Raw genomic sequence first — 18,546 nt, 5'->3', positions numbered from 1 at the left:
CGCCAAAAAATTGTGCCGGGGTGGGTAAACCGCCGGCTACCGCCCAGGAGCGGCCTTTTTTCAAGTTTACTAATCTATGCGGGGATGCCGGTTACGTCAAGTATCACATTGTGAAGCGGGTCGGCGTCACCCTCTTGTTACGGTGAGCCGGTAATGCTATGGTTAATGAGCCCCACATCAGATCGATGAGGGGTTACGTGTTTAAAGAGGTCCGCCCCTATGGCCAAGGAAAAGAAGAAGTCGGCAGCCAGACCTGCCCGGCCCGCTGATTTGGTAAAGCGCCTGTTGGCCCGCTTTGGTCCGGAAGACCGGGTGCTGGTGCTCATAGCGGCCGATCCTGACGCCTTGGCCGCCGCCCTGGCCCTAAAACGGCTGCTGTGGCGCAAGGTGGCCAACGTCACCATCGCCAACGTGAACCAGATAAGCCGGCCCGACAACCTGGCCATGACCCGCTTGCTCAATATCCCCCTGACCCCCTTGGACAAGGTGGACGTGAGCGCCTTCAGCAAGAAGGTGATGCTCGACAGCCAGCCCCACCACAACGCCGCTTTTGAAGGCATCAAGGTGGACGTGGTCATCGACCACCATCCGGTGGGGGAGGTGACCGCCACCTGCGGCTTCTGCGACATCCGGCCGCGTTATGGGGCGGCGAGCAGCATTTTGACTGAATACATCCGGGGTGCGGGCATAAAACCCTCCAGCCGCCTGGCCACGGCCCTGGTCTACGGAATCAAGACCGACACCTACAGCTTCGGCCGTTCCTCCCAGCTGGAGGACGTGCAGGCCTTCCAATACCTGTTCCCCAAGGCCAATCACTCGGTTTTGCGCAAGATCGAGTTCAGCGAAATGCGCCTGAAGGATCTGGCCCTGTTGCACTTGGCCTTGGACCGTTTCGTGGTGCGCAAGCACTCCATGTACGTGCACCTGGGCGAGGTGTCCAGTCCCGACAACCTGGTACAGATCGCCGACTTTTTCCTGCGGGTGGATTCCGTGGACACCTGCGCGGTGAGCGGGGTGCACCAGGACCACTTGGTGGTGATCCTGCGCAACGCGGGCTACCGGATCAACGCCGGACGCCTGGCCGAAGAGGCCTTTGGCGAGTATGGCCCCGCCGGAGGGCACAAGGCCATGGCGCGGGCCGAGCTGTCGCTCAGCGCCATCAAAAAGGCATGCAAGGACTCCAGCGACGAGAGCCTGTCCCGCTTTGTGATGCGCCGCCTGGCCAAGGCGTACGGCCCCCACAAAAAAGCCGCCCCCAAAAAATAAATCTGATTCTCGGGCAAGAAACTCCGGCCCGCCGGGCAGGGGAGGGCCGTTTTTCGGCCTCCACAATAGTTAAAGTAAAATATTAATTAATTGTCTCAATACCTCGATAATAAATATTTATAACATGAGATAGCCTGGCGGGGAGCGGAAGAGGGGGCGGCGTTTGGCGCTCAGGAGCAATGGGGGCCTCCCCGGCCCGATGCCGGGGAGAATAGCGTAAATACTCAGAACTGGATCAGGACGCTGCCCCAGGTGAGCCCGCCGCCGAACACGGTGATGCACGCCAGGTCGCCTGGCTTGATGCGCCCGGAATGCACGGCTTCGGCCAGGGCGATGATGCTCGAGGCCGAGGAAATGTTGCCGTAGCGGTCCACGGTGATGACGAACTTGTCGAAGTCCACCCCCAGGCGCTTGGCCACCGATTGCAGCATGCGCAGGTTGGCCTGGTGGGGGATGAAGTGGTCCACGTCCTCCAGCTTGTAGCCGTTGCGTTCCAAGATGAGCAGCACCGACTCGGCGAAGTGTTTCACCGCCACCCTGACCGAGGCCGAGGCCTCGATCATCCTGAGGGTGTGGGCCTTGGCGTCCACCGATTCGTGACTGATGGGGGTGGTCTTGGAGCCGCCGCCGGGCATCAACAAGTTCTGGCCGTTGGCCCCGTCGGTGCCGATATAGGTGTCAATGATCTGGGGGGCGCCTTCGGCCGCGGTGAGCACCGCCGCTCCGGCGCCGTCTCCCCAGAGGATGCAATTGGTCCGGTCGGTCCAGTCCTGCACACGGCTCATGACCTCGCTGGCCGCCACCAGGACGGTTTTGGCCATGCCGCATTGGATGTAGCGGGTGGCCACGTCCAGGGCGAATACGAAGCCGCTGCAGGCGGCGGTGACGTCGAAGGATATGGCCTGAGGGGCGTCCATCTTGGCCTGGAGCCAGTTGGCCCCCGATGGACAATGGGTGTCCGGAGTTATGGTGGCCAGGATGATGAAATCCAGGTCCCGGTCGGTCACCCCGGCGGCTTCCATGGCCTGGCGCGACGCGTGCAGGGCCAGGTCGCTGGCCGCCTCGTCGGGGGCGGCTATGCGGCGCTCGCTCACCCCGGTGCGCTTGACCACCCACTCGTCGGTGGTGTCCAGGGTCTTTTGCAAGTCGAAGTTGGTCAGGACTTTTTGGGGTACGTACAGGCCCGTGCCCGCCAGGCGGATGGGAACCATCAAACTCTCCGCAACTGGTAAAGCGGGCCGCGCCCCCGAGGGAGCGCGGCCCTTGCAATGTGGTCAGCTATTTTTTCTTGCCGCCCTTGGCCTTCTTGGCCGCGGCCTTCTTCTTGGGGGCCGCCTTGGCCGGAGCCTGGTGACGGATGGCGGCCTGGGCCGCGCTCAAGCGGGCGATGGGCACCCGGTAGGGAGAGCAGCTCACGTAGTCCAGGCCAACCCGGTGGCAGAAGTCGATGCTGTCGGGATCGCCGCCGTGCTCGCCGCAGATGCCGCACTTGAGGCCCGCGCGGGTGGCGCGGCCCTTCTCGACGCCCATGGCCACCAGCTGGCCCACGCCCGCTTCGTCAATGCTGACGAAGGGATCCTTGGGCAGGATGCCCTCGTCGACGTAAAAGGCCAACAGCGCGCCGGTGTCGTCACGCGACATGCCGAAGGTGGTCTGGGTGAGGTCGTTGGTGCCGAAGGAGAAGAACTCGGCCTCTTCGGCGATCTGATCGGCGGTCAGAGCGGCGCGGGGCAGCTCGATCATGGTGCCTACCATGTACTTGATCTTCACGCCCTGTTTGCCCATGACCTCCTGGGCCACTTCTTCCACGATGGCCCGCTGCAGTTTGAGCTCGTTCACATGTCCCACCAGGGGGATCATGATCTCGGGCATCACCCGCTTGCCCTCGCGGGCCACCTTGCAGGCGGCCTCGAAGATGGCTCGGGCCTGCATCTCGGTGATCTCGGGGTAGCTGATGCCCAAGCGGCAGCCGCGGGTACCCAGCATGGGGTTGAACTCGGCCAGGGAGGCGATCTTCTTCTTGAGCTGAGCGGGCTTCACGCCCATTTCCTTGGCCAGCTCGTTGATCTCCTTGGTGTCGTTGTGCCCGGGCAGGAACTCGTGCAGGGGCGGGTCCAGGGTGCGGATGGTCACCGGCAGCCCTGCCATGGCCCGGAAGATGCCCACGAAGTCCTCGCGCTGCATGGGGAGGATCTTGGCCAGGGCCTTCTTGCGGCCCTCCACGTCCTCGGACAGGATCATCTGGCGCACCGCGCTGATGCGCTCGCCCTCGAAGAACATGTGCTCGGTGCGGGTCAGGCCGATGCCCTCGGCGCCGAAGGCGCGGGCCACCCCGGAGTCGTGGGGGGTGTCGGCGTTGGTGCGCACCTTGAGCACGCGGATCTCGTCGGCCCACTTCATGAAGGTGCCGAAGTCGCCGGTCAGCTTGGGCTCCACCTTGGGCACCTGGCCCAGGTAGACTTCGCCCTTGGTGCCGTCCATGGAGATCCAGGCGCCTTCCTTGACCACGGTCTTGCCTACGCTGAAGTTGCCCTTCTTGTAGTCCACCGAGATCTCGCCGACGCCGGCCACGCAGCACTTGCCCATGCCGCGGGCCACCACCGCCGCGTGGCTGGTCATGCCGCCGCGGGTGGTGAGGATGCCCTCGGCCACGTTCATGCCGCGAATGTCGTCTGGGCTGGTCTCGATGCGAACCAGGATGACCTTTTTGCCTTCATTGGCCCACTGCTCGGCCTCCTCGGCGGAGAACACCACCTGGCCCACCGCCGCGCCGGGGCTGGCGGGAAGGCCCTTGGCGATCTTTTCCCTGACGGCCTTGGGGTCCAGGGTGGGGTGCAGGAGCTGGTCGAGCTGGTCGGGGCTGACGCGCATGACCGCCTCGGGCTTGGTGATGCGGCGCTCCTTGACCATGTCCACCGCGATCTTCACGGCGGCGGCGGCGGTGCGCTTGCCGGTACGAGTCTGTAGCATCCACAGTTTGCCCTGCTGGATGGTGAACTCGATGTCCTGCATGTCGCGGTAGTGCTTTTCCAGGGTGGTGCGGATGCCCGCCAGTTGCTTGTACAGCGGCGGCATCTCGTCTTCCAGGGTGTTCATGCCCTTGGGCACCTTCTTGGCCCGGTTGATGGGCTGCGGGGTGCGGATGCCGGCCACCACGTCCTCGCCCTGGGCGTTGGTGAGGTACTCGCCGTAGAAGTAGTTTTCGCCGGTGGCGGGGTCGCGGGTGAAGGCCACGCCGGTGGCCGAGTCGTCACCCATGTTGCCGAAGACCATGGCTTGCACGTTGACCGCGGTGCCCCAGTCCTCGGGAATGCCGTGAATCTGGCGATAGCTGATGGCGCGGGGGATGTTCCAGGATTCGAACACCGCGCTGATGCCGCCCCAAAGCTGGTCCATGGGCTCCTCGGGGAAGGGCACGCCCAGGCGCTTTTTGATCAGGGCCTTGAACTCGCCCACCAACTCCTTGAGGTCCTGGGCGCTGAGCTCAAGGTCCATCTTGATGCCCCGCTTCTTTTTCTTGGCTTCCATGACCTCCTCAAAGGGGTCATGCTCCTTCTCGTTGCGGGGACGCACGCCCATGACCACGTCGCCGTACATGTTGACGAAGCGGCGGTAGGCGTCGTAGGCGAAGCGCTCGTTACCGGTCTTGTCGATCAGGCCCTGGATGGTGGTGTCGTTCAAGCCGATGTTGAGCACCGTGTCCATCATGCCGGGCATGGAAACGCGCGCGCCGGAGCGCACCGATACCAGCAGGGGGTTCTTGGGGTCGCCGAACTTGGCGCCCATGGATTTTTCCACCTTCTTCAGGGCCGCCGCTACGTCCTTCTTGAGGCCCAAGGGATATTTTTGTCCCTTGTCGTAGAAGTAGGTGCAAACCTCGGTGGTAATGGTGAAGCCGGCCGGAACCGGGATTCCGAGATTGGTCATCTCGGCGATATTGGCGCCCTTGCCACCCAGCAAGTTTTTCATATCGGCTTTGCCGTCGGCCTTACCATCTCCAAAGAAGTATACGTATTTCTGTTTGGCCACGATAGTCCTCCCTAGGCCAGTTGGTAACCAATTCCCGCATAACTGGGCGAACTCCTTAGTAAATACGCCCAATACGGGTGTTTGGGTCAATGGAATCAAAGAAGTATAGCATATGCCTTGGCCGCCCTACCAGACGGTAGGAGTCAATTTTCCAGATGAGGCTCCAACAGGGGGGCGACCCAGGCGGGGAATGGCTTGATCCTTCCTGAAAGGTCCACGCAGGCGTGCACCGTGAAGCCCGTGGCCAGCAGGGGAAGCTCCCCCCGGTCCTCCGGGCCCAAAACCTTATAGTTGAAGCGCAGGGAGGCCTTTTTGATCCAGGCCACCGAGGCTTCCACGGTGAGAAGTTGGTCGTAGAGGGCGGAGCGATGATAGCGCACCCCGGTCTCGGTCACCGCCAGGTGCATCCCCTCTTGGGCCAAGTCGCTGTAGGCCCGGCCGGTGGAGCGCATCAGCTCCGCCCGGCCCAGCTCGAAAAACCTGAGGTAGTTGCCGTAGTACACCACGTTCATGGCGTCCACGTCGCCGAACAGGGGCCGCACTTGGCTGCGGTGCATCAGAAGCCCTCCACCAGGCGCTCCACCAGCCGGTGCGCCTCGGGCTCCCGGCGCCCCTGGGCCGCGTCGGCCTCGTTGAAGCCGGCTTGGCCTTGGCGCGGGTTCTGGGAATCCCACAGAACGTAGGGCACCGGCTGGGTGCCGTGGGTGCGGGTGCTGATGGGGGTGAAGTGGTCGGTGGCCAACAACACCCGGTGGGGTCCCACCTGGGCCAGGCCCTTGAGCAGCGGCCCCACCGCCAGGCGATCGAAGTCTTCGATGGCCTGCATCTTGAGCTTGAGGTCGCCGCCGTGGCTGGCCTCGTCCGGGGCCTCCACGTGCACGTAGGCCACTTGGCCTTGATCCAGCCCGGCCAGGGCCGCGGCCACCTTGCCCTCGTAGTTGGTGTCCAGCCAGCCGGTGGCCCCGGGAACCTCCACGGGGTACAGGCCGGCCAGCACCCCCAGGCCCTTGATGAGGTCCACCGCGCTCACCGCCACCCCGCTCAGGCCGAAGCGCTCCTGATAGGTGGTGAAGCTGGGCTTGGTGCCCTGGCCCCACAGCCAGATGGAATTGGCCGCGGGCATGCCCTGGGCCAGGCGCTCGGCGTTGGCCGGGTGCCCCTTGAGCAGGGGCCAGGAGGCCCGGGTCAGCTCGGCCACCAGTTCCAGGCCGTCGCCTCCGCTCAGCACGTCGTCCACGCTCTGGCCGGAGCGGTCGTGGGGCGGCACGGTGGCCGCCCTCAGGGGGCCGTCCTTCCACACCAGCAGATGGCGGTAGCTGACCCCCGCGTAAAAGCGCAGGCCCTCGCTGCCCAGCTCCCGGTCCAGGGTCTCGATGAGCCGGGCGGCGGCCTCGCTGTCGATGTGGCCGGCGGAATAGTTGTCCATCACGGTCTTGCCGGCGGAGTGTTCCAGGGTGACCAGGTTGCAGCGGAAGGCTATTTCACCGGGAGCCAGGTCCACCCCCATGGACGCGGCTTCGATGGGCGAGCGGCCGGTGTGGTAGATGGCCGGGTCGTAGCCCAACAGGGACATGTTGGCCGTGTCGCTGCCCGGCTCCTTGCCGGGGGGCACGGTCCGGGTGAGGCCGAGGACTCCCTCGCGGGCCAGCCGGTCCATGTTGGGGGTGTTCGCCGCCTGCAAGGGGGTGCGCCCGTCCAGCTCGGCCAGGGGCAGGTCGCCCATGCCGTCGCCCACCAGGATCAGGTACTTCATGTTGCTGGTTCCTTTCGACCCGGGCTAGGCCATGCGGATGACCACGGTGGGCTCCACGATCTCCGGCAGCGCGTCTATCTTTTTGAGTGCCCCGCGCAGGTCGGCCTCGCGGGCCTCGTGGGTGAGCATGACGATGGGCACCGGCCCGGCTTCCTGGCGGCCTTTTTGGGTCACCTTCTCGATGCTGATGTTGAACGAGCCCAGCTCCCGGGCCACCGAAGCCAGCACGCCGGGTTGGTCCAGGGCCGCGAAGCGGCAGTAGTACTGGCACCTGGCGTCGTCCAGGGGGGCCAGGTCCAGGCGGCGGCCGCCGCTGGCCTGGGTGCCCAGGGGAGGCACCCGGCCGGGCACTCCGGCGGCCACGTCGCGGGCCAGCTCCAGCACGTCGCCCACCACCGCCGAGGCGGTGGGACGGCGTCCCGCCCCTTGGCCGTAGAGGAGCACCTGGCCCACCCAGTCGCCGTTCACGTGCAGGGCGTTGAAGGGGCCTTCCACCGAGGCCAGCAAATGGTCGTGGGGCACCAGGGCGGGATGCACCCTGGCCTCCACCTTGCCGCCCTGGTTGTTGAGCACCGCCAGGAGTTTGATCTTGAAGCCGAACTCCCCGGCGAACTGGATGTCCAGGGGGGTGATCTTGGTGATGCCCTCGGTGGGGATGTCGTCCAGGCGAGGCTGGGCCCCGGTAACCAGGCTGGCCACGATGGCCAGCTTGTGGGCGGTGTCGGTGCCCTCCACGTCAAAGGTGGGGTCGGCCTCGGCGTAGCCCTTTTCCTGGGCCTGGGCCAGCACCTGGTCGAAGGGCGCGCCCTCGGCGGTCATGCGGCTCAGGATGAAGTTGCAGGTTCCGTTGAGGATACCCAGGCAGGAGGTGACGCGGTTGGCCGCCAGGCTGTCGCGCAGCGAGCGCACCAGGGGAATGCCCCCGCCCACGGAGGCCTCGAAGGCGATGCCCACCCCCTGCTGGCGGGCGGTTTGGAAAATCTCCACCCCATGGCTGGCCAGCAGGGCCTTGTTGGCGGTGACCACCCCCTTGCCCTTGTTGAGCGCGGTGAGCACCATGGCCCTGGCCGGTTCCAGGCCGCCCACGGTCTCCACCACGATGTCGATGTCGCCGTCTTCCAAAATCGACCAGGAGTCGCTGGAAAACACGCCGGGGGCCAGGCCCAGTTCCTCGGCCCGGGCAGGCTCCAGGTCCACCGCCCGGGCCAATTGGAGATCCACGCCCAGATAGGCGGAAAGCTCGGCGCGTTTTTCCATGAGCAGGCGGGCCACCCCGCCGCCCACGGTGCCCAGGCCCAAGAGGCCGACTTTGACCGCTTTGTTGGCCATGGCCTCCTAGTCTCCGTTTTGGAAGAAGCGCCGCAGGCCGCGGATGGCCTGGTTGATGCGCTGTTCGTTCTCCACCAGGGCGAAGCGCACGTACTCATCGCCGTATTCGCCGAAGCCCAGGCCGGGGCTCACCGCCACCTTGGCCTCGTTGATCAACAGCTTGGCGAACTCCACCGAGCCCAGGTGGGCCCAGCGTTCGGGAATCTTGGCCCACAGGAACATGGTGCCCTTGGGGCTTTCCACGTCCCAGCCCACCCGGTTCAGGCCGTTTACCAGGGTGTCGCGCCGGGCCTTGTACACGTCCACGATTTCCTTGACGCAGGCCTGGTCCTCGTTGAGGGCGATGATGCCCGCGATCTGGATGGGCTGGAACACGCCGTAGTCCAGATAGCTCTTGATGCGGGTCAGGGCGTTGATCAACTCGGGATTGCCCACGCAGTAGCCCAGGCGCCAGCCGGCCATGGAATAGGACTTGGACATGGAGAACAGCTCCACGGCGATGTCCTTGGCCCCGGGCACCTGCAGGATGGAGGGGGCCACGTAGTCGTCGAAGGTCAGGTCGGCGTAGGCGAAGTCGTGGATGATCCAGATTTCGTGCTTGCGGCAGAAATCCACGATCTTTTGCATGAACTCCATGTCCACCACCATGCCGGTGGGGTTCTGGGGGAAGCTGATGATCAGCATCTTGGGCTGGGGCCAGGTCTGGCGGAAGGCCGTGAGCAGGTCTTCGAAAAAGTCGCGGCCGGGCAACAGCGGCACCGAGCGCAAGTCGCCGCCGGCGATCACCACGCTGTAGGGGTGGATGGGGTAGGTGGGGCTGGGGACCAGCACCACGTCGCCGGGGCTGATGGTGGCCAGGACCAGGTGGCTGAGGCCTTCCTTGGCCCCGATGGTGGCCACGGCCTCGGTGTCAGGGTCCAGAGTTACGCCGTAGCGGCGCTCGTACCATGCGCAGATGGCGTGGCGCAGCCGGGTGATGCCCTTGGAAGCCGAGTAGCGGTGGTTGGTGCCCTTGCGGGCCGCTTCCACCAATTTCTCCACTACATGGGGGGGAGTGGGCAGATCGGGGTTGCCCATCCCCAGGTCGATGATATCCTCGCCACGGCGGCGAGCTTCCATCTTGAGCTCATTGACTACCGCGAAAACGTAAGGCGGCAGTCGTTTCATCCGGCGAAACTCTTGCATACTCAGGTGTCCATGTGAAAAAGTGAAGGCCACTCTCGCCGTCAGGGGGCCCAAAAGGCCTAACTGCGGCTGAATTATGGAATTTATCCCAGGGGTGGCGGTGTGTCAAGCTGGCCTGGTGACGGTAAAAACTCCCTTCGGCCCCCTTTGGGAGAGGTAGAGCGGCCGGTTGAAGCCCTTGGCTCGGCTCAATACCATGGATAGTCCCAGGTGTTTGGGCTCCAGGCGTTGCCACGGGCAAGCCAAAACCGGCATTCGCTGCTAATATAATGGCTTGGAGCCTGGGCGTCCGTCGCTGATGCTCCAGGAAGGCGGGAGCGGAACCTTGAGCAAGATACTTTTGATAGCCCTGGCCGGTTCCCTGGGAACCCTGGCTCGTTACGGCCTGGGCGGCCTAGTGCATCGCCTGGTGCCATGGCCCTTTCCCTGGGGCACCTTGGCGGTCAACCTCCTGGGCAGCTTTCTCTTCGGGCTGGTGTTCGCCCTGGCCCAGGAGCGCACCATGATCAGCGCCGAGACCCGCATCATCGTGCTCACCGGCTTCATGGGCGCCTTTACCACCTTTTCCACCTTCATGTTCGAAACCGGGGAGTTGCTCCGGGATTCCCAGTGGGCGCTGGCCGCGGGTAATCTGCTATTGCAAAACGTGGTGGGCCTGGCCGCGGTGTTCGCGGGCTGGGCCTTGGCCAGGGCGCTTTAGAGAGGAGGGCCGCAATGAACCTGCCGCGCGAGGCGGAGCTGCTGCGCGTTTTCATCGGCGAGGGCGACAAGTACGACGGCCGCCTGCTCTACGAGCTGATCGTGGAAAAGGCCCGCGAACAGGGCCTGGCCGGAGCCACGGTGTACCGGGGCATTCTAGGCTTCGGGGCCAACAGTCGGGTGCACACCTCCAAGGTGCTCCGGCTCAGCGAGGGCCTGCCCGTGGTGGTGGAGATCGTGGACACCTCCGAGAAGATCCAGGCCTTGCTGCCCTGGCTGGACGAGGTCATCCGCGAGGGCCTAGTTACCCTGGAAAAGGCCACGGTGATCGTCTACCGTCACAACCACGGCGGCTAGTCTCCCCCACCTGCCATACGGTTACAAAACAGCTACACAAGGCTTGCGCGGTCCCGGTGTGCAAGGGTATGGTCATACGTGGTATTTGGCCCTTTCCATCCGGTTAACCCACAAGGAGCCATCGTGAGCCTTAACGTTGTCATCATCGGCGCGGTGGCGGCCGGTCCCAAGGCCGGTTGCCGCATCAAGCGCCTGTTGCCCGATTCCTCGGTCACCATGCTGGACCGGGACACCTATATCTCCTATGGCGGCTGCGGCATTCCCTTCTACGTCTCCGGCGACGTGGCCGACCTCCAGGGACTCACTTCCACCAGCTTTCACATGGAGCGCAACCCCGCCTTTTTCAAGGGCGCCAAGGGCATCGAGGTGCTGACCGGCACCGAGGCGACGGCCATCGACCGCGCCGACAAGATCGTGCGGGCCAAGAACCTGGCCACCGGCGAGGAGCGCGAGTTGCCCTACGACAAGCTGGTGATCGCCACCGGCAGCCAGCCTTTCGTGCCCCCCATTCCCGGGGTGGAGCTGGAGGGGGTGGTGCCGGTGGCCAACCTGCACCATGCCGAGGCCATCAAAAACGCGGTGGCCCAGGGGCAGGTGGGCTCCGCGGCGGTGATCGGGGCCGGGGCCACCGGCCTGGAGATGGCCGAGGCCTTGGCCGACCTGTGGGGCGTGGAGGTGCACATCTTCGAGATGGCCCCCCAGATTCTGCCCGGCCTGGGCGACGCGGAGATGGTGCGCATGATGGAGTGCCACCTGGCCGAGCAGGAGGGCATCAATCTGCACCTGGCCGCCAAGGTGGAGGCCATCCTGGGCGGCGAGGACGGCAAGGTGCGGGCCATCAAGGCCGACGGGGTGGAGTACGAGGTGGAGCAGGTGATCCTGGCCACCGGCTACCGCCCCAACAGCGCCCTGGCCCAGGAGGCGGGCCTGGAGCTGGAGGCCAACGGCGGCATCAAGGTGAACCGGTTCATGCAGACCAGCGACCCGGACGTCTTCGCCGGGGGCGACTGCGTGAGCCTGACCAACATCATCACCCACCAGCCCATGTACATTCCAGCCGGGTCCCTGGCCAACCGCATGGGCCGGGTAATCGCCACCAATGTGTGTGGCGGCCAGGCCACCTTCCCCGGCGCGGTGGGCAGCTTCTGCATCAAGCTCTTCGGCCTCAGCTTGGCCCGCACCGGCCTGAACCAGGCCCAGGCGGAGCAGGAGGGCCTAAATTGCGTGGCTCCTTTGGTGGTGCAGGCCGACCGGGCCCACTTCCACCCGGACAACAAGCTCATGTACTTGAAGCTGGTGGTGGAAGAGGGCACCCGCCGGGTGCTGGGCCTCACCGCCCTGGGCGAAAACGGCGACGCGGTGGTGGGCCGGGTCAACGCGGTGGCCGGGCTCTTGGCCCAGGGCGCGCTGCTGGAGGACGTGAGCAACTTGGAGCTGGCCTACAGCCCGCCCTTGGGCGCGGCGGTGGACGTGCTAAACGCGGCGGCCAACACCTGCGAGAACATGCTGGCCGGCAAGCTCAGGCCCATGTCTCCCCAGGAGTTCAGCCGCCGCCTGGCCGAGGGCGTGGGCGGCAACACCGTGGTGCTGGACATGCGGGCCATCGACAACGCCAAGCCCTTCCTGGAGTGCCTGGCGCCCCAATGGTGCCACCTGCCCCAGGAGACCCTGACCCAGCGCCTGGACGAGGTGCCCCGGGACAAGGACGTGGTGCTGGTGTGCAACTCCGGGGTGCGCTCCTACGAGGGCCAGGTGATGCTGGACGCCGCGGGCATCCACAACACCTACAACCTCTCGGGCGGCGTGGCCGCGGTAAAGAAATGGGGCGAGCCCATTCTGCCGGTCAAGGACGGGGAAGGGTAGGGCCGCAGTCATGAGCACCTACAAGATACATCCCATCGTGGTGGGGCTCAACGCCACGGACCAGGGGATCATGACCTACATGCGCGGCTATGGTCAGGCCATCCACATCCCCATCTACGTCTTTTATCTGGAGGGCGGAGATAAGAAGATCCTCATCGACACCGGCCTGGAGGATTTCATCATCCCCGAGGGCCTGGAAGAAAAGCTGGGGCTCAAGGCCGAATATTTCGAGGACGGCCTGGCCCGCCTGGGGGTGAGGCCCGAGGAGATCGACGTCATCATCCACACCCACTTGCACAACGACCACTGCGAGAACGACGCCCTGTGCCCCCGGGCCAAGGTCTATGCCCAGCGCGCCGAGATCGAGTTCATGAACTCTCCCCACCCCCTGGACCACCGCTACGACCCCGACTACCTGGAGGGCCGCGAGGTGGTGGCTCTGGAGGGCGAGGCCGAGATAGCGCCGGGCGTCAGGGTGATTCCCACCCCCGGCCACACGCCGGGCGGCCAGTCGGTCATCGTGGACACTGAGGGTAGCGGCAAGGTGCTCATCACCGGGTTCTGCTGCAACGAGAAAAACTTCCCCAGCGCCGGACCGGCGGTATGCCCCGGAGTGCACAGCGACGCCTACGCGGCCTGGGACACCGTGAATCGGGTCAAGCAAATGGCCGATTCCGGCGAGATCGATTTAATCGTCCCCTGCCACGCCTTGTGGCCGGGCCAACAAGGAACCATAGCCTGAGCGGGAAAAGGCCATTGCCGGAAGACAAGAGCCCAACAATAGAAACACAACTTGAAGAACGCGGCTCGGTTAAGTTCGAGGTGCACGGCTCCGAGGTATTGGAAAAACAGGTCAAGCAGAGCGGCAACTCCGGCCGCATCTACCTGCCGCCCACCTGGGTGGGCAAGCGCGTCAAGATCATCCGTTTGGATTAGGAGCGGCGGTGGCTACACAGGTGGTGGTGGTGGGAGCGGGTCCGGGGGGTTACGTGGCCGCGCTGAAGGCCGCCTCCCTGGGGGCCAAGGTTACCGTGGTGGAGCGGGCCCGAGTGGGCGGCACTTGCCTGCATTGGGGATGCATCCCCACCAAGGCCCTCCGGGCCAGCGCCATGGCCCTGGACACGGCCCGGCGTTTGAGCGAGTTCGGCCTGGCTCCCGGCGGTGATCCCGTGGTTGACCTGGCGGCGGTAATGACCCGCAAGCAGAAGGTGGTGGACACCCAGACCCAGGGCATCGAGCGCTTGTTCCAGGCCTGGGGGGTGGAGCTGGTGCAAGGTTCGGCCCGCCTGGACGGCGCGGGACGCCTGGAAGTTACCCCGCCGGAAGGCGGCCCCTTGGCCCTGGATTACGAGCGCCTCATCCTGGCCCCCGGCTCCGAGGCCGTGGACCTGCCCGGCCTGGAGCGCGACGGGCGGGTGGTCATCAACTCCGACGACGCCTTGAGCCTTAGCCAAATACCCGAATCGCTGCTCATCGTGGGCGGCGGGGTTGTGGGCTGCGAGCTGGCCTTCATCTTCCAGAGCTTCGGCTGCCGGGTAACTTTGGTGGAGGCCCTGGATCGCTTGCTGCCCATCCCTTCCCTGGACCCCGAATGCTCCAAGCTCTTGCTCCGGGAGATGAAGAAGCGGGGCATCACCGTGCACACCGGCCGGGTCTGCGCCGCGTTGGAGCGGGGGGAGCAGGGAGCCACGGCCACCCTGGAGCCCACCCCGGGCAGCGAGGCCAAGGGCAAGGCGGCCCAGCCGCTCACGCTGAGCGCGGCCCAGGTCTTGGTATCGGTGGGGCGCCGCCCGGCCGGGGAAGGCCTGGGCCTGGCCGAGGCGGGGCTGACGCTGGAGCGCGGGGCCCTCAAGGTGGATCGCCACCTGGCCGCCGGGGCTGGTATCTACGCGGTGGGCGACGTGCTGGGGCCCAAGCGGCCGCTGCTGGCCCACATGGCTTCGGCCGAGGCCAAGGCGGCGGCGGCCAACGCTTTGGGCGGGGCGGAGTTGGTCGATTACGCCGTGGTCCCGGCGGTGGCCTTCACCGCGCCGGAGGTGGCTTGGGTGGGGCTCAGCCTGGACCAGGCCGCCGAGCTGGGCCTGGAGGCCGAGACGTCTTCCTTCATGCCCCGCGGCTTGGGCATGGCCCAGGCGCTGGGCGAGCTAGCCGGGGTGGTCAAGCTGGTGCACGAGAAAGGCTCGGGCCGCCTGCTGGGCGCCCATCTGGTGGGGGCCCACGTCGGGGAGATGGTGCACGAATGCGCCCTGGCCCTCAGGCTGGGGGCCTCGGTGAGCGACATCGCCCACACCATCCACGCCCACCCCACCATGAGCGAGGCGCTGCCCGAGGCGGCCGAGGCCGCCCTGGGCCAATGCCTGCACCTGCCGCCGCTCAAGTAATTTTCGTTCGCAAGACAACGGGCCGTGGCGTCAAGCGCGCCACGGCCCGGGTTGTTCGGGTTGTCGGGGAGTGGGGGCCCTAGGGGCCCACGCCCGCCATGCGCTCCAGGCGCAGCAGGCGCACCTCGATGGACTTCAGGGTGAACTCCAGGTCTTCCATGCGATTGAGAATCTTGTCCATGCGCTTGACCAGATCCTCGGACACCACCACCTGGGTTCCGCCCGAAGCGGCGGCAGGAGCGCCGCTGGTGCTTTGCACCGCGCTGGCCGAGTAGGTGGGCGTGCTGGCCGGGGCCTTGGCCGCTTCGGTGGGTCCCTTGGTCATCTTGGCGTCCACGATGTCACCCCGGTAGAGGTTGACCAGAACCTTGTTGTTTTTGATCACCACCGTCTGGAAGGGCAGCCAGTCGTAGACCAGCTCTTGGTCGGAGGGGTTTTCTATGGTCCACTCGGAGCCGTCCATGAGCACCACCTTGGTGCCCACCTCCTTGACGGACTTTATCAGGACCTTTTTGGCTTCGGCCGAGTGGGCGGGCGGTGCGGCCGATAGGGTCAGAAGCAAAAACGCCGCCAGGGCGAGCCCGCCGAGCAGCCTGTGAGTCGAAATCATGTGTGCCAACTCCTTGTTGGATCCGTTTGAACAAGGTTTCATTTAATCATACGGCTAAAAGGCCGTCATGAGGATTTTATGTTACAAACTTGTATGTGGCACAGGTTGACACCCCGCAGGGCCTGTGCTACCGGTTTAAAGCAGTGGCCTCGATGGACCTGATCATATTTTATTAGTCTATTAAACCCCTTAGCGTGGTAGCCAATAATGATAGTTCGCTTCGAGCCGTTCGGTGTGGAGGTTGAAGCCAAGGCGGGCGACCGCCTTTTGGATTTGGCCCTGGAGGCAGGGGTTCACATCAACGCGTCGTGCGGCGGCGAGGGGGTCTGCGGCAAATGCCGGGTGCACATAGAACAGGGACAGGTGCAAGGCGGCCTCAGTGAAAAGATCAGCGCCGCCGACGCGGAGCAGGGGGTGCGCCTGGCCTGCCAAAGCGTCATCCAGGAAGACCTGGTGGTGCGCATCCCCGTGGATTCGGCCATGGACAAGGCTGGTCTGGCCGCGCTGGCCAGCGGGCCCGCCAAGATAGCCAAGCTGATCGGGGCCGAGGAGCTCAAGGAACAGGGCCGTTTCCAGCCTGCCTTGGTCAAGGTGTTGGTCAGCGCGCCGCCTCCCTCCCTGGAAGACAACCGCAACGACGTGGCCCGGCTGCTCACCGCCCTCAAGGCGGCGGGCGAGCACAGCTTCGTTTTCGATTTCGAGGCCATCCGCGATCTGCCCGACGCCTGGCGCGACGGCGACTGGACCGTGACCACCACCATCATGCGGCCGGTGGACCCGGCCAAGGGGCGCAACCACGTCATCCGGGTGGAGCCCGGAGACACCACGGCCCGCAACCTGGCCGTGGCTATCGACCTGGGCACCACCACAGTATGGGCCCAGCTCATCGACCTGGGCAGCGGCGAGATCATCGGCACCGAGGGCGATTTCAACGAGCAGATATCCTACGGCGAGGACGTGATCAGCCGTATCGTGTACGCGGGCAAGCCCGGCGGCCTGGAAAAGGTGCGCCAGGCGGCGGTGCGCTCCATCAACAAGGTGCTGCACCAGCTGTCCAAAAAGACCCAAAACGATCTCAGCGAGGTGAGCCTGGCCACCCTGGCCGGCAACACCACCATGACCCAGCTCTTCCTGGGGGTGCAGCCCAAGTACATCCGCCTGGAGCCCTACGTGCCCAGCGCGGCCTACTACCCGCCGATCAAGGCCAAGGAGTTCGGCCTGGAGCTGCCCGACCACGTATCCACCCTGGTCTTCCCCTCGGTGGCCTCCTACGTGGGCGGCGACGTGGTGGCCGGGGTCATGGGCGTGGGTATGCACCGCGACGAAGCCTTGACCCTGTTCATCGACCTGGGCACCAACGGCGAGGTGGTGGTGGGCAACAAGGACTGGATGGCCTGCGCCGCGGCCAGCGCCGGGCCCGCCTTCGAGGGCGGGGGCATCAAGTTCGGCATGCGCGCCTCCAAGGGGGCCATCGAAAACTTCTCGGTGGACCCCTTCACCGGCGAGCCCGCCCTGGTCACCGTGGGCCACGCCAAGCCCAAGGGCATCTGCGGCTCGGGCCTCATCGCCGTGGTGGCCGCCCTGCTCATGACCGGACTCATCGACGAGCGGGGTCACTTCCAGGTGGACCACCCCAGCGATCGCCTCAGGGTGGGCGACGACGGCCCCGAGTACGTGCTGGCCTGGGCCAAGGACACGGCCATCGGCCGGGACATCGCCCTCACCGAGCCGGACGTGGACAACCTTTTGCGGGCCAAGGCGGCCATGTATGCCGCCTACATGACCCTCTTGGAAGGGGTGGGCCTGTCCATCCAGGACCTGGAGCGGGTCATCCTGGCCGGCGGTTTCGGCCAGTCCATCAACCTGGAGCGGGCCACCATCATCGGCCTGCTGCCCGAGATGGAACCGGAGCGCTTCATGTTCGTGGGCAACGGCTCCCTTTTGGGCGCGCGCTTGGTGGCCATGAGCAACCCGCTCAGGGGCGATGTGGGCGGCATAGTGGAGCAGATGACCAACTTCGAGCTTTCGGTGGCTCCGGGCTACATGGACAACTACACCGGCAGCCAGTTCCTGCCCCACACCGAGGCCAAGACCCTGTTCCCCGAGGCCTACGCCAAGTTGGAGGAGACCAAGGCGGCCATCAAGGCGGCGGCCAAGTAGCGCGACTGCCTCGGCGGGCGCTCCGGCTAATCCTGAAAATCGGGTCCGGGCCGGACCATGTAAGGGAGGGGTTTATCCCCTCCCTTTTTTTTTGGGCGAGGTAATAATTCGTCCCGTCGTTGCGAGGAGCAGACGGGTCAAGAGTTTGGAAGGAATCGGCGGCGTTCCCGCCGCGCCGCTTACCAGTCTTGGGCCGGGCAGCCCTCGCAGCGGGGGTTGCTCTTTTTGCAGCGGTCCTTGCCCAGGTGCACCAGCATGGCGTGGAACTGGTTGAACATGGCGGGGTCGTGGGGCAGGGCGTCCATGAACAGCTCCTGCAACTCGAAGTAGCCCATGTCTTCCTCGGCCAGGCCGTGGCGGCCCAGGATGCGGAAGGTGTAGGCGTCGATGACGAACACCGGCTTGTCCGCCGCGTACAGGCAAATGCTGTCCGCCGTTTCCGGACCCACCCCCTTCACCTCCATGAGAGCCCGGCGCATCTCTTCCAGGGGACTGGCGAAAAGCCACTCCAGGTCGCCTTCGTAGCGCTGGTTGATCATGGCCAAAAGGTTGGCCAGGCGCTTGGCCTTGAGATTGTAGTAGCCCGCCGGGCGGATCAACCCGGCCAGGCGGGCGGGCTCCAGGCGGCTCATGGCGGCCAGGGAGAGCGCCCCGGCCTCCTTGAGATTGGCGATGGCCTTTTCCACGTTGCCCCAGTTGGTGTTCTGGGTGAGCACCGCCCCCACCATGACCTCGAAGGGGCTGTCCCCGGGCCACCAGTTCAGGGGGCCGTAGGCCTCTAACAGGCGCTCGTAAAGCTCGTTGAGGCGCTGGCTGGTGGACATGCGTAACTCCCCGTGAAGGCCGCTGGACGCCACTCGGCGGGTGGCCGGCAGATGCCGTCAGCTTGACAATCAGGCCCCGCAAGTATAACG

At 65.3% G+C, this 18,546-nt stretch carries 16 protein-coding genes; 8 read left to right on the top strand and 8 right to left on the bottom strand.

Annotation, left to right across the window (positions count from 1 at the left end; genetic code table 11):
- The first annotated feature begins 219 nt into the window (after nt 1-219).
- Nucleotides 220-1,266 carry a DHH family phosphoesterase gene (locus tag AACH32_RS12810; protein WP_338600055.1) on the top strand — a complete coding sequence of 349 codons (1,047 nt, stop codon included), beginning with the start codon at nt 220-222 and terminating at the stop codon, nt 1,264-1,266.
- 224 nt (nt 1,267-1,490) lie between these two features.
- On the opposite strand, the gene AACH32_RS12805 is transcribed toward AACH32_RS12810, so the two are convergent.
- The 6 genes from AACH32_RS12805 to alaC all read right to left on the bottom strand — a co-directional run bounded on the left by AACH32_RS12805 (nt 1,491) and on the right by alaC (nt 9,562).
- On the bottom strand, nt 1,491-2,477 hold the full coding sequence (locus AACH32_RS12805) for a beta-ketoacyl-ACP synthase III (protein WP_338600052.1): 987 nt from the start codon (nt 2,475-2,477) through the stop codon (nt 1,491-1,493).
- Nucleotides 2,478-2,544: 67 nt separating this feature from the next.
- Nucleotides 2,545-5,295 (bottom strand): pyruvate, phosphate dikinase, encoded by a 2,751-nt coding sequence (ppdK, locus tag AACH32_RS12800; protein ID WP_338600050.1) that lies wholly within the window; start codon nt 5,293-5,295, stop codon nt 2,545-2,547.
- A 143-nt stretch (nt 5,296-5,438) separates the two neighbouring features.
- A complete protein-coding gene (locus AACH32_RS12795) occupies nt 5,439-5,852 on the bottom strand; it encodes an acyl-CoA thioesterase (RefSeq protein WP_338600048.1) in 414 nt (137 codons plus the stop codon).
- Nucleotides 5,852-7,048 carry a cofactor-independent phosphoglycerate mutase gene (locus AACH32_RS12790; RefSeq protein WP_338600045.1) on the bottom strand — a complete coding sequence of 399 codons (1,197 nt, stop codon included), beginning with the start codon at nt 7,046-7,048 and terminating at the stop codon, nt 5,852-5,854. The genes AACH32_RS12795 and AACH32_RS12790 overlap by 1 nt, the downstream gene beginning before the upstream one ends.
- A gap of 24 nt (nt 7,049-7,072) precedes the next feature.
- Entirely contained in the window at nt 7,073-8,377 is a 1,305-nt protein-coding gene (locus AACH32_RS12785; protein ID WP_338600043.1) for a homoserine dehydrogenase, read from the bottom strand.
- 6 nt (nt 8,378-8,383) lie between these two features.
- Entirely contained in the window at nt 8,384-9,562 is a 1,179-nt protein-coding gene (gene alaC, locus AACH32_RS12780; protein ID WP_338600040.1) for an alanine transaminase, read from the bottom strand.
- A 325-nt stretch (nt 9,563-9,887) separates the two neighbouring features.
- Between alaC and crcB the strand changes: the two genes are divergently transcribed.
- The 6 genes from crcB (at nt 9,888) to lpdA (ending at nt 14,862) form a co-directional block, all read left to right on the top strand.
- Nucleotides 9,888-10,262: a fluoride efflux transporter CrcB gene (crcB, locus tag AACH32_RS12775; RefSeq protein WP_338600037.1), complete on the top strand. Its 375-nt coding sequence runs from the start codon at nt 9,888-9,890 to the stop codon at nt 10,260-10,262.
- A gap of 14 nt (nt 10,263-10,276) precedes the next feature.
- Complete coding sequence (locus AACH32_RS12770) at nt 10,277-10,618, top strand: DUF190 domain-containing protein (protein WP_338600034.1); 342 nt, start codon at nt 10,277-10,279, stop codon at nt 10,616-10,618.
- 123 nt (nt 10,619-10,741) lie between these two features.
- Nucleotides 10,742-12,481: an FAD-dependent oxidoreductase gene (locus AACH32_RS12765; RefSeq protein ID WP_338600031.1), complete on the top strand. Its 1,740-nt coding sequence runs from the start codon at nt 10,742-10,744 to the stop codon at nt 12,479-12,481.
- Between the two features lie 10 nt (nt 12,482-12,491).
- Nucleotides 12,492-13,223 carry an N-acyl homoserine lactonase family protein gene (locus AACH32_RS12760; RefSeq protein ID WP_338600028.1) on the top strand — a complete coding sequence of 244 codons (732 nt, stop codon included), beginning with the start codon at nt 12,492-12,494 and terminating at the stop codon, nt 13,221-13,223.
- A gap of 14 nt (nt 13,224-13,237) precedes the next feature.
- Nucleotides 13,238-13,417 (top strand): DUF2080 family transposase-associated protein, encoded by a 180-nt coding sequence (locus AACH32_RS12755; protein ID WP_338600025.1) that lies wholly within the window; start codon nt 13,238-13,240, stop codon nt 13,415-13,417.
- Nucleotides 13,418-13,425: 8 nt separating this feature from the next.
- The gene (lpdA, locus tag AACH32_RS12750) at nt 13,426-14,862 is read left to right on the top strand and encodes a dihydrolipoyl dehydrogenase (protein WP_338600022.1); all 1,437 of its coding nucleotides are present in this window, start codon (nt 13,426-13,428) and stop codon (nt 14,860-14,862) included.
- 79 nt (nt 14,863-14,941) lie between these two features.
- Here lpdA and AACH32_RS12745 read toward each other — a convergent pair whose 3' ends face one another.
- A complete protein-coding gene (locus AACH32_RS12745) occupies nt 14,942-15,472 on the bottom strand; it encodes a hypothetical protein (RefSeq protein WP_338600019.1) in 531 nt (176 codons plus the stop codon).
- Nucleotides 15,473-15,679: 207 nt separating this feature from the next.
- Here AACH32_RS12745 and AACH32_RS12740 point away from each other — a divergent pair, with 207 nt between their 5' ends.
- Nucleotides 15,680-17,632 (top strand): ASKHA domain-containing protein, encoded by a 1,953-nt coding sequence (locus tag AACH32_RS12740; protein WP_338600016.1) that lies wholly within the window; start codon nt 15,680-15,682, stop codon nt 17,630-17,632.
- 179 nt (nt 17,633-17,811) lie between these two features.
- On the opposite strand, the gene AACH32_RS12735 is transcribed toward AACH32_RS12740, so the two are convergent.
- Nucleotides 17,812-18,456 carry an endonuclease III domain-containing protein gene (locus tag AACH32_RS12735; RefSeq protein ID WP_338600013.1) on the bottom strand — a complete coding sequence of 215 codons (645 nt, stop codon included), beginning with the start codon at nt 18,454-18,456 and terminating at the stop codon, nt 17,812-17,814.
- Nucleotides 18,457-18,546 lie beyond the last annotated feature (90 nt).

Origin of the sequence: Desulfoferula mesophila (assembly GCF_037076455.1) — a bacterium.
Classification (GTDB): Bacteria; Desulfobacterota; Desulfarculia; order Desulfarculales; family Desulfarculaceae; genus Desulfoferula; species Desulfoferula mesophila.
This window is presented reverse-complemented; position numbering and strand designations above follow the sequence as displayed.

What these genes read in the sequence shown, in the direction of transcription:
- AACH32_RS12810 (WP_338600055.1), top strand. Translation starts at nt 220, where the DNA reads ATGGCCAAGGAAAAGAAGAAGTCGGCAGCCAGACCTGCCCGGCCCGCT.
- AACH32_RS12805 (WP_338600052.1), bottom strand. Translation starts at nt 2,477, where the DNA reads ATGGTTCCCATCCGCCTGGCGGGCACGGGCCTGTACGTACCCCAAAAA.
- AACH32_RS12795 (WP_338600048.1), bottom strand. Translation starts at nt 5,852, where the DNA reads ATGCACCGCAGCCAAGTGCGGCCCCTGTTCGGCGACGTGGACGCCATG.
- AACH32_RS12790 (WP_338600045.1), bottom strand. Translation starts at nt 7,048, where the DNA reads ATGAAGTACCTGATCCTGGTGGGCGACGGCATGGGCGACCTGCCCCTG.
- AACH32_RS12785 (WP_338600043.1), bottom strand. Translation starts at nt 8,377, where the DNA reads ATGGCCAACAAAGCGGTCAAAGTCGGCCTCTTGGGCCTGGGCACCGTG.
- alaC (WP_338600040.1), bottom strand. Translation starts at nt 9,562, where the DNA reads ATGCAAGAGTTTCGCCGGATGAAACGACTGCCGCCTTACGTTTTCGCG.
- AACH32_RS12770 (WP_338600034.1), top strand. Translation starts at nt 10,277, where the DNA reads ATGAACCTGCCGCGCGAGGCGGAGCTGCTGCGCGTTTTCATCGGCGAG.
- AACH32_RS12760 (WP_338600028.1), top strand. Translation starts at nt 12,492, where the DNA reads ATGAGCACCTACAAGATACATCCCATCGTGGTGGGGCTCAACGCCACG.
- AACH32_RS12745 (WP_338600019.1), bottom strand. Translation starts at nt 15,472, where the DNA reads ATGATTTCGACTCACAGGCTGCTCGGCGGGCTCGCCCTGGCGGCGTTT.
- AACH32_RS12740 (WP_338600016.1), top strand. Translation starts at nt 15,680, where the DNA reads ATGATAGTTCGCTTCGAGCCGTTCGGTGTGGAGGTTGAAGCCAAGGCG.
- AACH32_RS12735 (WP_338600013.1), bottom strand. Translation starts at nt 18,456, where the DNA reads ATGTCCACCAGCCAGCGCCTCAACGAGCTTTACGAGCGCCTGTTAGAG.